Origin of the sequence: Candidatus Liberibacter americanus str. Sao Paulo (assembly GCF_000496595.1) — a bacterium.
Lineage (GTDB): Bacteria > Pseudomonadota > Alphaproteobacteria > Rhizobiales > Rhizobiaceae > Liberibacter > Liberibacter americanus.
This window is the reverse complement of sequence record NC_022793.1, coordinates 1,151,059-1,165,241: the sequence shown is the minus strand read 5'-3', so window position 1 is coordinate 1,165,241 and position 14,183 is coordinate 1,151,059. Positions and strand designations below refer to the sequence as shown.

The following is a 14,183-nucleotide window of genomic DNA, read 5'->3' as shown; positions in this document are numbered from 1 at the left end:
TAGGTATAAAGAACAATTTTATCACTTTTTAAGTGTAATCTGTTGACAGTTGTGTTATTGATGCTCATATAGATGTTGTAGTTTGTTTTTTAAAAGTGATTTTTGTTTTTATATTAGTTTATGGGAGGGATGCCCGAGTGGTTAAAGGGGGCGGACTGTAAATCCGTTGGTTTATCCTACGTTGGTTCGAATCCAACTCTCTCCACCATTATATTTTGTGATATTTATTTATGCGGGTATAGCTCAATGGTAGAGCAGCAGCCTTCCAAGCTGAATATGCGGGTTCGATTCCCGCTATCCGCTCCACATTTTGTCTTTAAGTAGCGTTGTATTTTGCATTATATGTATTTTTAATTTTTTATGTTACGAATATCAGTTCATTTTCGATGATTTTTGTATGTATCTTAAGATAGGGATAAAATGAGATGGTATTTATTTCTAATATTTTATGTCATGTACGTCCATCGGCTACTATTGCTGCCTCACAGAAAGTTAAAGATTTAATATCTAAGGGCTTTGATGTATTGAGCCTTACCGCTGGAGAGCCTGATTTTGATACTCCTGATAACGTGAAGAATGCTGCTTTCCGTGCTATAGAGATGGGTGAGACTAAGTATACTGCTGTTGCTGGGATATCGCTATTGCGGGAGGCTATAGTTAGTAAACTTAAGAGAGATAACAATCTTGACTATTCCTTAGATCAGATTATTGTAGGTTCCGGTGCTAAGCATGTTATTTTTAATGCTTTTATGTCTACGCTTAATCCAGGCGATGAGGTATTAATTCCTAAGCCTTATTGGGTTTCGTATCCAGATATGGTAATTCTTTGCGGTGGTAAGCCTGTTTTTATTGATACAAATCAAGATGATAATTTTCAGCTTTCTCCAGAGAGCCTTGAGCGAGCAATTACTGCCAAAACAAAATGGTTGATTTTGAATTCTCCTTCTAATCCCTCAGGTTCGGTTTATTCTGAAGATAGATTAAGGTCTTTATCTGAAGTATTGCTCAAGCATTCACATGTTAGAATTATTTCTGATGATATTTATGAACACATTATTTATAAAGATTGCGTATTTAGAAATATTATAAACGTTGAGCCGTCTCTGTATGATCGTACTCTTGTTGTCAATGGCGTTTCTAAGTCATATTCTATGACTGGTTGGCGTATTGGTTATGCTGCTGGTATGCCTGATTTGATAAAATCCATGATTATTTTGCAAGGTCAGCAGACTTCAGGTGTATGTTCTATTTCACAGTGGGCAGCTGTCGAAGCGTTAAATAACTCTCAAGATTTTATTTTAAATAATAAGAAAGTTTTTGCACGTCGTCTTGATATGTGTTTTTCTATATTAAGCGAGGCATCAGGCATGGAATTTAGGATGCCTGATGGTACTTTTTATATTTATCCATCTTGTCGTGGTTTAATTGGCAAGGTATCTCCTGCTGGGAATGTGATAAAAACGGACTTAGATTTTGTGAATGATCTTTTAGAGGTTGAGAAGGTGGCTGTTATTCATGGTTCGGCTTTTGGTTATGGTCCAAATGTGCGTATTTCTTATGCTGTTTCGGATAATATTTTGGAAAGAGCGTGTAGACTTATCAAGAAATTTTGTGATTCGTGCAAATAGGTTATTTTGGTTGTATTTATAATTTTTATATGTTGTATAAAAAACTCTATTCATTTTAATGATTTATTTATATTATGGTTGTTGCAATTTTATGATAGATCATATAATAGACTAAGTATATGGCATTATGTGCCGATAGATTTGGGATGTAATAGGGGCCAATAGCTTTTATTATTCCTGGTGACTTAATAGATGTAATGTTTTTGTATTATAGGTACTGCTGTTAAAATTGACAAAAGATGCTTTGCTAAGCATAATAATATTGACAAATTTAGGTATGTTTTGCGGTTTCTTTGTATTTGATTGTGCCATGTAAATGGTGAATATTTGCTTATTCTATTAAATCTCGTTAAAATTTAGTTTTCGATATAGACTTGGAGTATTGCTCATATATATTTATGAGTTTATCGCCATTTGTTTTGTCGTTGTTTTGAGGAAGTCCATATCTATGGATTTTCATTTTGTGTTTTAATTGATTAAAGTTATTATTTGCAATAACTATATATCAATTATATTGTAATTTTGCTCTTGATAATGGGTGCTTTTAAAGTTCAATTATCATTTCGTTTTTAAGTTAATATATTCTTATTGTATATTATAATTATAGTTTGATTATAGTAAAACAATGAAGATAAGGTCTGGAAAATTTATATATGAAAATTGTTGAAGATATCCCTAAAGTTATAGGAGATGCTCTTTCTGAGCGGGGGTATTTTAATTTAACACCTGTGCAGAAAGCTATTCTTAATTCTGATTTGGTTGATAAAGATATCCTAGTTTCTGCTCAAACAGGTTCTGGTAAGACTGTTGCTTTTGGATTGGCTTTGGCTCCAAATCTTTTGGGTGATAAGGATCTTTTTGATAGCCATGGCGCTCCTTTAGCTCTTGTAATAGCTCCTACTAGAGAATTGGCTATGCAGGTTGGTCGTGAGTTAGAATGGCTTTATGCAAAAACTGGAGTTGTCATTTCTGTCTGTATTGGTGGTGTGAGTATCAATGTTGAACGTAGGGATTTGCGAAAAGGATCGCATATTGTTGTTGGAACTCCTGGTAGGTTATGTGATCATATTAGGGGTAAGAGTTTGGATATATCTCATCTTAAGTCTGTAATTCTTGATGAAGCTGATGAAATGCTTGATTTGGGATTCCGAGATGATATTGAATTCATTTTGGATTCATCCCCAAAGAAACGTCGAATGTTGATGTTTTCAGCTACTCTTTCTCCTGCAATTATTACTTTAGCTAAGAATTATCAGAAAGATGCTGTACGCATTAATATATCTTCTGATAGTCGTCAGCATAGTGATATAGATTATCGTGCAATGCTAGTAAGAGTTAGTGATCGCGATAACGCGATCGTTAATATATTGCGTTATCATGACGCAAAAAACGCATTAGTATTTTGTTCTACACGTGCATCTGTAGCTCGTTATACTAAAGTATTAGCAGATCATTTGTTTCAAGTTGTTGCTTTATCTGGAGAGTTAAGTCAGCAAGAACGTAGTAATGCGCTTCAGATGATGCGTGATGGAAGAGCTAGAGTATGTATAGCGACAGATGTTGCTGCGCGTGGTATTGATTTACCAGATCTTGATCTTGTTATCCATGCTGAATTATCTTCTAATCCAGAGACTTTATTGCATCGCAGTGGCCGTACAGGTAGAGCGGGACGCAAGGGTATTAGTGTTTTTGTTATTCCTCAAAATTTGCAGCGCCGTGCTGAACGTTTGTTAAGAGATGCAAATGTTTCTGCAAATTGGGAACAAGCTCCAACAGCGGCAGAAATAATAGAACGTGATTCTCAAAGAATGCTTAAAGATTCATCTTTGCTTGGACCTATTAAAGAAGATGAAAGAAAACTTGTAGATGAATTATTATCTCAGCATTCTCCTGAGAATATAGCAGTTGGTTTTTTGCGTATCAACCGTGCTGGACGTTGTGTTCCAGAAGAACTGAATCCTGTTTCTCTCAATTCTTCAGGAAGAGGCTCTTATTCTAGAGGTGATTCTAAATTATCAAGGGAAAATTCGCGTGATAATTTTAGAAATTCATCTTGGTTCTCTCTTTCTGTAGGAAGTAAAGATAAAGCAGAAGCTCGCTGGTTAATACCTATGTTATGTCGTAACATTGGGATTAGTCGCAATAGTATTGGGGCAATTCGTGTTCAACCGGAACAGACTTTTATAGAAATTTCATCAGATGGAGTAAAGTTTTTAAATACTTCCATTAAATTAGATAGAGGTATTCAGATCAGGTCTCTGAACGGCGGAAGGCCTGATTTTAAAAGTAACAGATCATCTGGTGTTATGAATCGTGGTACTCGCTATGGTATGGCGGATAGAAAATTTAGTAAGTCTAGAAGATCATTTAGTGGTTAAATTTATACGATATAAAATATTACTTGGATTTCTCAACATACTGAATTATAATCATTAATTTACTTTTTTAATATGATACATGTAATTGAAAAATATTGATTTTACTCTTCCTCTAAATCAATATTTTTCAATCCAACTATAAAGTAATCATGACCACTATAAATTGTCAAAATTGCTGATATCCATAGAAGTGTAATTCCTATTTTTTTCACATAAAATGTCCACTCTTCGCAAGCAGGGCCTGCTAGTAAAAATCCGATAGATATCATTTGAATTACGGTCTTGAATTTTGCAATGCGTGTAACAGGTACACTTACTTTTAGTTCTGCTAGATATTCGCGCAGTCCAGATACTAAAATTTCACGACATAAAATTGTAATAGAAGCCCATATTGAATATATATCAATTGTTCCATCTGCTGTCATTAATAAGATAATTGAAGATACTAGTAGTTTATCTGCTATAGGATCAAGCATTCTACCTATATTAGAAGTTTGATTCCAGATCCTGGCAAGATAACCATCAAAAAAATCAGTAATTGAAGCGATAGTAAATAAAAAAAGAGATATCCATCGCATAATATATGTATCTGGAAAAAAGCCTATTTCATTCATGAAAAAACATAGGCAAATCACAGGGACAACTAGTATTCGACCGTAAGTTAGCATATTTGGAATGTTATAGGAACGGCTAGCCATTTATTCCTCTTATGGAATTTTGATGTAGATTATATGAATTTTACTTAAAACGGAAAACACGAATCACAATTTAATTTCTTTATATACTTATATATTATTTCTATGAAAATAACGATAAATTTTATCTGCTATTTTTTTTGAAATTCCTTCCGTCAATGCGAGTGTCTCGGGAGATGCTCTTGAGATCATTCTTATTGTCCCAAATGACTGCAGAAGTGAATATTTTCTAGTTTTTCCAATTCCATCAATTTCATCAAGAGGACTATAAGTCAATTTTTTTCTGCGCTTACGATGAGAAGTAATAGCAAAACGATGTGCTTCATCCCGGAGACGTTGCATTAAATAAAGTACAGGATCACGCATTGATAGTACAATTTCTTTTCCATCTTCTATGAAAAACCTTTCTTGTCTATCATTACGTTGTTTTCCTTTCGCAATACTAATTACTTTAAAACGATTTTCAATTCCTAATTTTTTTAATAGGCTATATGCGGCAGATAATTGGCCTTTCCCTCCATCAATTATAACTACATCTGGCCAAGAAGGAAAAGAGTATTCATTTTTTTCAATATTATGATTTATTTTATTTTTAAGTAGTTTTGAGAATCTTCTTTCTAATAAAAATCGCATCATAGCGCAATCATCCTTTGTGCTAACATCATTAGGATTTAGATTAAACTTTTGATATTGATTTTTTATAAATCCATTATCTCCAGCTACAACCATACATCCAACAGCACTGCAGCCCATAACATGTGAATTATCATATATTTCGATTCGTTTTGGTGTTTTTTTTAATGAAAATTTTATTGCAAAATCTTTTATAGATTGTTTATGGAAGATTTCAGTAGTAATTTTTTGTGAATGATATTCACGAGCATTTACAAGAGCTTGTATAATAATCTTTTTTTTTTCTCCTCTATTAGGTACATTTATTTTTACTTTGTGCCCATATTTTTTAGTAAAAGACTTTTCTAATAATTTAGATTCTTCCACTTCTTCTGATAATAAGATATTTTTTGGACAAGGTTTATCATCATAAAATTGTGTTAGAAATGATTTAATAATTTGTGCATTGCTTAGCTGTGGATCTGTTTTTAGAAAGAAAGCATTGGAACCTCTGTTTTGTCCAAATCGAAAGAACACTGTTTGTATACAAGCAGTATTTTTATCTCGATATATAGAAAAGAAATCCGTTGTTTCTGTGTTAAAATCGCTGTGATTTTGTATGAGAGAGAGAGCTGCTATCCTATCACGATGTTTTATAGCTGTCTCGAAATCTTCTATCTTTGTCGCTTGATTCATTTCATATGCGATTTTTTCTTTAATATTTTGATTATATCCTGATAAAAAATCTTTGGCTTCATTAACCAACTTAATATATTTTTCTGCGCTTATTTCACCGGTGCATGGCCCAGAACAGCGTTTAATTTGGAATAGGAGGCAAGGTCTTGTTCTGCATTCAAATATGTTGTCATTGCAATTGCGTATAAAAAAGGCACGTTGGAGGGCGCTTACTGTTTTTTCCACTGCATCTACAGACGCAAATGGACCAAAATAACTTCCTTTACGAATTTGTGGTCCGCGGTGTTTATATAATGCTGGAAATTTATGATCATCTGTAATCATGATATAAGGGAAGAATTTATCGTCACGTAAAAGTATGTTGAATTGAGGCTTTAAATTTTTGATCATATTTGCTTCTAAAAGAAGGGCCTCTACTTCTGTGCAAGTTGCTATAAATTCAACATTGCTAGTTTGATTAATCATGCATGTAATACGATTGGTATGATTTGTTATTTTAGTATAATTTTTTACTCTTTTTTGCAGATTATATGCCTTGCCTATATATAAAACTTTCCCATTAGAATCTAACATTTTATAAACTCCCGGAGTTTCCGGTATTTGTTTTATAAATTTTTTTATAATATTCATACTTTTTATGTTTTCTTATTGTATATATATGCATAACTAGTATAGTTATTATCTATTTCAAATCATCACCATTTAAATATTAGGCTTATGAGTTGATGTTTTCTGTATTATTTTTTAAGAAAATGCTTAGCATAAATTTATGCTTTTTTATACTATAATAGTAATTTAACTATAATATATAGAAATATATTGTATAATTTTTTTATTTATTATTATATTTTAAACGATAAAGTGTTATTTATATTATGTATGATAATACTTATTCCCGTTTATACGGGAGAGGTTAATGTTGGGTATAGTATATATATGTTGCTTTTTTGCAACTATTATTTTTGACATTGTGGTAAATGAAAAAAAACCCTTTTAACCTCTTTGATTATTGATAGGTTTGATGCATAAATCTGATTGTGGTTTCTGGTTTATGCCAACCTTTAGTGTTTTGCTGACTACGTTATTAGTGGAAGCGAATATTTGCACTTGTGTTATTAGAGACCTTTTAGTAGATTACCTCTGGTATCTAGGATATTAGGGGATTTGCTTTTTTTAGTAAATAAAATGGAGAATATGAATGATGCGTAAATTTTTCTTAGCTGTTGGAGTGTCGAGTCTTTCTCTGGCATCTGTTTTTTCTGTGCAAGCTGCTGATGCTGTGCGTCGTCAGTATCACAATCACGGTCATTCTAGACCTGTTGTTCCTACTCACATCAATAGAAATGTTATTTCATATCAGGATTGGTCTGGATCATATTTGGGTTTAGCAGGAAAAGGTATGATTAACAATAAATATAGTTATTCTATCGGTCCTTCAGCATTTGCTGGTTTTAACTTACAAAATGGTCCTTTTGTTTATGGTGTTGATTCTGATTTAAGCTACTTATTTGACGTTAAAAATGATGTATTAACTTCTGAGAAGACTAAATCAGAAATGATTGGCCCTTCTGGTTCTTTAAGTGCACGTTTTGGTTATGAAGTTTTTGATCCTGTTTTAGCTTATGTATCTGGTGGATTATCTGTTGCTAGTGAAGTTCATGCTAAATCAGCTGGTGATTCTACAAAAGAGTATTCATTAGCTATTGGTCCAACTTTAGGAGCAGGGGTTGATGTTATGCTGTTAGACGGCGTATCTGCTCGTGTTGGATATAATTTTGGTTATTATAATAATACTGCTAACGAAGATAACGGATACCAACATTCTATTTCTGTTGGCTTAGCTATGAAATTATAATTTATAGACTATTCTATTACTAAAACCGGGCCTAAAGCCCGGTTTTGTTTTTATATCAGTGACAAATTACTTTCTTATTATAACTTGGTATTATATTGATTTAATCAATGTTTCGTGCCAACTGTTTTATATTGCGAAACACTAATTAATTTTTTGTTCTTTAGTAAATGTATTCATGACTGTCGACTACTAAATATATATAGTTTAAACTAATTTTTTAGGAGAAGGGCAATTTTTTTATATAATTTATTACCATCTTCTGTCTATCGCGGAATTGCACCAAATTTTTTTGATTTTTTAGCATTTATCTTAGTTATTAGTGTAATTATCATTCTGTTTCATGGTTTTCATGAGACAACATTATCACGTAATATAGTTGATATTATTCCGATTAATCTTGATTTAGAATATTTGCCACATTATGCGTTGCGCACTACCTTACGTATGTTAATAGCGATAGTCATTTCACTGTTATTTACATTTATATATGCAACTGTTGCTGCCAAGAGTCGTCGTTTCAGTATAATTCTTATTCCTATTTTAGATGTTATGCAATCTATTCCTATACTTGGATTTTTGACATTTACAGTTTTATTCTTCATGAATTTATGTCCTGGAAGACTGTTTGGAGCTGAAATGGCTGCTATTTTTGCTATTTTTACAAGCCAAGTATGGAATATGACTTTTAGCTTATATCAGTCTTTATGTAATATACCCAAAGATTTAGATGAAGCTGCTCGTAGTTTCCATCTTTCTGGTTGGCAAAAGTTTTGGAAATTAGAAGTTCCTTTTAGTATTCCAGGATTAATTTGGAATATGATGATTTCAATGTCAGGAAGTTGGTTTTTTGTAGTTGCATCTGAAGTAATTATGGTTGGTGATAATATAATACCTCTTCCTGGTATTGGATCCTACATATGGTTAGCGATTAAAGAACAGAATTTATTAGCTGTTTTTTATGCATTGATAGTGATGCTTTTTGTAATTATAATTTATGATCAACTGTTATTTCGCCCTATGATTTCTTGGTCAAATAAATTTCGTTTTGAACGAACAACCACTATGTATTCATCTGATTCTTGGGTTCTATCTTTATTTCGAAGAACAAATTTTTTACGTTTTGTAGGTTGTAACTTATTTAATATTTTTTTGCCATTATCTAATAAGCTTAGGAAAACATTATTTTTCATTAGAGAAATTCAATGTGATTTCATAGAAAATATGTTCATTATTTTCTATAATCGAAAGGTGTCTTATTTATTAGATATAATTTGGTTTTTAATTATATTTAGTGTTAGCATTGGTATATTTTGGCAATCTTTCGCATATATTATGGATAATTTAACTTATCAACATATTTTACATGCATTTTGGCTTGGTTGTATTACCATGATGCGAGTAATTATTCTTCTTATTATTGCAACTATTATTTGGGTTCCTATAGGTATATGGATAGGTCTGCGTCCACATATTGCTAGTAAAACACAGCATTTTGTACAATTTTTAGCTGCATTCCCATCTAATGTTTTTTTCCCGATAGCAGCTTCTATTATTGTATATTATGATCTTAATCCCAATATATGGTTGTCTCCCTTAATGATACTAGGAACTCAGTGGTATATTCTTTTTAATGTTATTGCTGGGGCGAGTGCATTCCCAAATGATTTAAGAGAAGTTTCAAAAAGTTTTCATGTAAGTGGTTGGAGATGGTGGAGATACGTTATCCTTCCGGGTATTTTCCCTTACTATATTACAGGAGCTATTACCGCGTGTGGAGGAGCTTGGAATGCTAGTATTGTTGCTGAAGTGATCAGTTGGGGAAAGATACGTCTTATAGCAAAAGGTTTAGGTTCTTATATTACTCAAGCTGCAGATAGTAATCTCTATCCGGATGTTTTCCTTGGTGTTTTTTTGATGTGCTGTTTTGTTTTTTTCTTGAATAAGTTTTTTTGGCGTCCTCTCTATATATATGGAGAACGTTATTTAAAGCTTAATTGATATTTTTAATTTCGTGGATCTTTATATGGTAAATGATTTCTATAATAATAATCTTTTAGAGGTTAAAGATATTTGCCAAAAGTTTTTTTTCAAGAGGGCATCTGGTAATTTACTAGTATTAGATAAGGTTAATTTTAATATTGCTTCCGGTGAAATTGTTGGACTTCTTGGTAGATCTGGCTCTGGTAAATCAACTTTATTGCGTATTATCGCAGGTTTAGTTCATCCTACTTCAGGAGAAGCTAGATTCCAAAATAAGATAATTAAAGGTCCTCCAAAAGATATTAGTGTTGTATTTCAATCTTTTGCTTTATTCCCATGGTTAACTGTATTGGAAAATGTTGAATTAGGTTTAGCTGCTATAGGTATAGATAAGGAAGAACGTCGTAAAAGAGCATTATTTGCGATAGATCTTATTGGATTAGATGGCTTTGAATCTGCTTATACAAGCGAAATTTCAGGAGGTATGCTTCAACGTGTAGGTTTTGCACGTGCTCTTGTAGTATATCCTAGTTTACTTTTGATGGATGAGCCGTTTTCTGCGCTCGATGTTCTTACCGCTGAAAATCTCCGTACTGATATTATTGATTTATGGATTGAGCGTAAACTTCCCATTAAATCTATTTTAATGGTGACCCATAATATTGAAGAAGCTGTTTTGATGTGTGATCGTGTTCTGATTTTTTCATCTAATCCTGGTCGTATAGCAGAAGAAGTTATTGTTCCTATGCTGCATCCGCGTAATCGCCTTTCTCCAGAATTTCGTCAGATTGTTGATAAGATATATTATCTTATGACTAAAAAAGAAGAAAGCAATATTGGCATTTTAGGCAATAGTGCAAGTATTGGGGTAGGGATGTTCCTTAGACATGTTTCGATTAATTTGTTATCAGGGCTTATAGAGGCTATTATGGCACCTCCTTATGATGGCAAAGCGGATCTTCCTGAATTGGCCGGTGGTAGGTTGCAGCTTGAAACTGATGAGCTTTTTCATATTGGAGAATCACTTCAATTGCTCAGATTCGTTCATTTGAGTGAAGGTGATATTACCTTAACGGAAGCAGGAAAAAATTTTGCAAATCTTGGCACAGATTCTCGCAAAAGACTATTTGCAAAACATCTTTTGAAATATGTTCCTTTAGTTAATCTTATTAGACGAGTACTTGATGAGCGTGGATCGCATAGTGCTCCTGCTGCACGATTTCGTAATGAACTCGAAGACTATATGTCTGAGGAATATGCTAAAGAAACTATTAATACAGTTGTATCTTGGGGAAGATATGCTGAATTATTTTCTTATGATGATCAAACTGAACTTTTTAGTTTTGATAATCCACAGTGATATTATTCTATAAGTATATAAAATAATGAAGCAAAGTCTTTTTAGTAGATTTTACAATATATATTTGCATTATCAAAGAAAAACGTTTTGTATTAATTGGTTATTGCTGATTTAATTATTATCTCGTATTTGAACATGTTATGCATATCGTAAATACATCAATTTTATATATAGTTATTATTATCCCATAATTGTTGCAATGAGATACGATAGTTTGGATATAACAGTTGAAAACCAATAGATTTAATCTTTTTATTTGATACTCTTTTATTGTCTGCATAGAATGATCTCATCATATGAGATATATTTGCTTTATCAAAATCTATTTCTATTAATGGTTCTATATTCATGATAGAAGTGGCTTCCATTATTACATCTTGAGGAGGAGATGGTTCATCATCACTGATGTTAAATACACCCTCAATATTTTTATTCATAAGAAAAACCACACATTTAGCAACATCTTCTACGCGAATTCTATTGAATACCTGTTCTTTTTTGATTATTCTTACAGCGTTTTTTTTACATATGTTAATAAAAGGATTACGTTTAGGACCATAGATACCAGCTAATCTTAATATTGCTAGTTTTATATTTAATCGTTTTGATATTAAAAGCCATTTTTTTTCAGCTTCAAATCGTCTAGTAGCAGAGCAAGAAATTGGATTTAATGGTGTGTTTTCGCTAACCCATTGACCTTCCCGATTACCATATACACCAGTTGTAGAAAGATATCCAATCCACTTTAGATTTGGACAAAATTTATGTAATTCTCCGTTCATAGCATTAATTACTGGATCTCCTTCAGTATCAGGCTTAATACACTGTACTATATGTGTTATAGAATGGAGTTGATTTTGTAATTCAGTGCATATTGTTTTATTTTTAAATATAAATGGAGATATTCCTTTCTCATATAATGATTGTAAATTGATTATCGAACGTGTAGTTCCAGATGTATTTATCCCTATTTGTAGTGCTTCACTTGCTATGAAGCTGCCTGTATAACCAGCGCCTAGTATCATGAGATACATATTCTACACACCTATTATAAGAAATTTAAAAGCAGTATTATGCATAACTTAATATTTTTATACTTTATCTATGTATTGTTTGATAAATTTAATATTTAAAAGTCAAGATTAGCGTAATGAGATACAGGTAATAATCCTCTTATTCTCTCTGAAAGCAAAGGTCGAAAAGAAGGCCTTGATTTGATACTTTGATACCATTCTTTAATAACAGAAATACTATCCCAGTTTATTTCAGCTATGTAATCAAGTGTGGAAATAGACGCAGCAGCTGCAAAATCAGCATAACTTATATGGTTTCCTGCAATCCAAGAACGTGATTTGATTAGCCATGTCATGTATTTAATGTGTTGTTGCATGTTATTACGTGCTATACGTAATATTGTTGAATCAGGAGAGCCTCCACCTTGTTCAACCTTCATTTGTAGTTTATATACGCGTTCGTTAAGTAAAGGATAAGTCACGTCTTGTTCCATTTTTTGCAAGAACCATTCTACTAATCTTCGAATTTCAGCTTTTTGTAAAGAATTAGAAGGTAGAAAGTTTTTATTATTTTTGATATCTATCTGTGTTTCGTTAATATATTCCGATATAACAGTAGATCCACAGAATATATTATTATCGTCATCTACATAAACGGGCAATGTTCCTGCTGGATTAATTTCTAGAAAATTACGACGCTTTTCCCATGGAAATTCTTCTATCATATTGGGTTTAAAATCATATTCGTGGAGAATCAATCTTATAAAGCGTGAACTAGATGACATTGGATTATGATAAAGTGAGGACATTTTACCTTCAAAAGTTCAATTGGTTATATGAAAGTGCATATTAATTTCAAATAAGTTATTGTGTTATACAGATATGACGGATACAAGAGTTAATAGTAATAATCAAGCAAAATATTTTTAAACATGATTTCTGAAAATTCTATAATTTGTTTACTTATTTTAGGTGTAGTTGAGGGATTAACGGAATTTATACCTGTGTCATCAACTGCACACTTATTGATTATAAGTAAGATGATGGGGATAAAATCACCAGGAGATAGTTTTATTATTTTAGTTCAACTAGGCGCTGTTGCCGCTTTGCTATATGTATATTTTTCAAGGATTATCACCATTATTAAGTCTATTCCATATGATCCTTATGCTCGTCATTTCTCAATATGTTTATGTATAGGAGTTATCCCTTCAGCTATTTTAGGCTTCTTAGCCCATGATTTTATCAAATCAGTGCTATTCAAAGAAAATACAACTATGTGTATTAGTTTGATTATGGGTGGTATTATATTATTGATAGTTGATCGTGTAAATTTGAAAGCAAAATACTTTGATGCTCAAAAATATCCTATATCTTTAGCGTTTAGAATAGGATTATTTCAGTGTTTATCTATGATTCCAGGCACTTCTCGATCAGGAGCTACAATTGTTGGTTCTTTGATTTTGGGTGCTGATAAGCGTTCAGCTATAGATTTTTCATTCTTCCTAGCAATGCCAACAATTATTGGTGCTTGTTTACTGGACTTTTATAGAAATAGCACGATCATTATCAATGATATAGGTGTTGGAATTATTATTGGCTGTTTTGCTTCTTTTATAAGCGGATTGATTGTTGTAAGATTTTTGTTAAATTTTATGTCAAAACAAGGATATACATTATTTGCGATATGGAGAATAGTAGTTGGTTCTATAGGATTATTATTAGGATGATTGATTTTTTAGAATGATGTTATTTCAATCTTATAATTTGATCGATTATATAGCTTTTAATATTATGTTTTTACATGAAAAAATTATTCAATAGTTTGTTATTTATTTTTTATCGGCTTAAATATAAAAATTAACTAATTATAAAATATAGTTTTTAATTGAGTATTAAAAACATCTGTATTTGAGATTTTTAAAATATTGTCTTTATTCTCTATTATCATTTTACATAAGGACAG

At 31.9% G+C, this 14,183-nt stretch carries 10 protein-coding genes and 2 tRNA genes; 8 read left to right on the top strand and 4 right to left on the bottom strand.

Annotated elements, in window-relative coordinates; translation table 11 throughout:
* Positions 1 to 123: 123 nt before the first annotated feature.
* The 4 genes from LAM_RS05000 to LAM_RS04985 all read left to right on the top strand — a co-directional run bounded on the left by LAM_RS05000 (position 124) and on the right by LAM_RS04985 (position 4,006).
* A tRNA-Tyr gene (locus LAM_RS05000) sits at positions 124 to 208 on the top strand.
* A gap of 24 nt (positions 209 to 232) precedes the next feature.
* Positions 233 to 306 (top strand) — tRNA-Gly (locus LAM_RS04995).
* Positions 307 to 425: 119 nt separating this feature from the next.
* Positions 426 to 1,628, top strand: a complete 1,203-nt coding sequence (locus LAM_RS04990) for a pyridoxal phosphate-dependent aminotransferase (RefSeq protein WP_007556590.1) — start codon at positions 426 to 428, stop codon at positions 1,626 to 1,628.
* A gap of 653 nt (positions 1,629 to 2,281) precedes the next feature.
* Positions 2,282 to 4,006, top strand: coding sequence for a DEAD/DEAH box helicase (locus tag LAM_RS04985; RefSeq protein WP_007556589.1), 1,725 nt, complete (start codon positions 2,282 to 2,284; stop codon positions 4,004 to 4,006).
* Between the two features lie 101 nt (positions 4,007 to 4,107).
* Here the strand turns inward: LAM_RS04985 and pgsA are convergent, their stop codons facing one another.
* Both pgsA and uvrC read right to left on the bottom strand, forming a co-directional pair.
* Positions 4,108 to 4,704 (bottom strand): CDP-diacylglycerol--glycerol-3-phosphate 3-phosphatidyltransferase, encoded by a 597-nt coding sequence (gene pgsA / locus LAM_RS04980; protein WP_007556588.1) that lies wholly within the window; start codon positions 4,702 to 4,704, stop codon positions 4,108 to 4,110.
* A gap of 87 nt (positions 4,705 to 4,791) precedes the next feature.
* Complete coding sequence (gene uvrC, locus LAM_RS04975) at positions 4,792 to 6,639, bottom strand: excinuclease ABC subunit UvrC (RefSeq protein ID WP_007556587.1); 1,848 nt, start codon at positions 6,637 to 6,639, stop codon at positions 4,792 to 4,794.
* Positions 6,640 to 7,207: 568 nt separating this feature from the next.
* Between uvrC and LAM_RS04970 the strand changes: the two genes are divergently transcribed.
* The 3 genes from LAM_RS04970 (at position 7,208) to LAM_RS04960 (ending at position 11,204) form a co-directional block, all read left to right on the top strand.
* Positions 7,208 to 7,864 carry an outer membrane protein gene (locus LAM_RS04970; RefSeq protein ID WP_007556586.1) on the top strand — a complete coding sequence of 219 codons (657 nt, stop codon included), beginning with the start codon at positions 7,208 to 7,210 and terminating at the stop codon, positions 7,862 to 7,864.
* Between the two features lie 231 nt (positions 7,865 to 8,095).
* Complete coding sequence (locus LAM_RS04965; RefSeq protein WP_040055809.1) at positions 8,096 to 9,862, top strand: ABC transporter permease subunit; 1,767 nt, start codon at positions 8,096 to 8,098, stop codon at positions 9,860 to 9,862.
* A gap of 25 nt (positions 9,863 to 9,887) precedes the next feature.
* Positions 9,888 to 11,204, top strand: coding sequence for an ABC transporter ATP-binding protein (locus LAM_RS04960; protein WP_007556584.1), 1,317 nt, complete (start codon positions 9,888 to 9,890; stop codon positions 11,202 to 11,204).
* A gap of 164 nt (positions 11,205 to 11,368) precedes the next feature.
* Here the strand turns inward: LAM_RS04960 and LAM_RS04955 are convergent, their stop codons facing one another.
* Both LAM_RS04955 and LAM_RS04950 read right to left on the bottom strand, forming a co-directional pair.
* Positions 11,369 to 12,238, bottom strand: coding sequence for an NAD-dependent epimerase/dehydratase family protein (locus LAM_RS04955; RefSeq protein WP_007556583.1), 870 nt, complete (start codon positions 12,236 to 12,238; stop codon positions 11,369 to 11,371).
* Between the two features lie 95 nt (positions 12,239 to 12,333).
* Positions 12,334 to 13,026, bottom strand: coding sequence for a glutathione S-transferase family protein (locus tag LAM_RS04950; protein WP_007556582.1), 693 nt, complete (start codon positions 13,024 to 13,026; stop codon positions 12,334 to 12,336).
* Positions 13,027 to 13,152: 126 nt separating this feature from the next.
* Between LAM_RS04950 and LAM_RS04945 the strand changes: the two genes are divergently transcribed.
* Positions 13,153 to 13,947 carry an undecaprenyl-diphosphate phosphatase gene (locus LAM_RS04945; protein WP_040055818.1) on the top strand — a complete coding sequence of 265 codons (795 nt, stop codon included), beginning with the start codon at positions 13,153 to 13,155 and terminating at the stop codon, positions 13,945 to 13,947.
* The last annotated feature ends 236 nt before the right edge of the window (positions 13,948 to 14,183 follow it).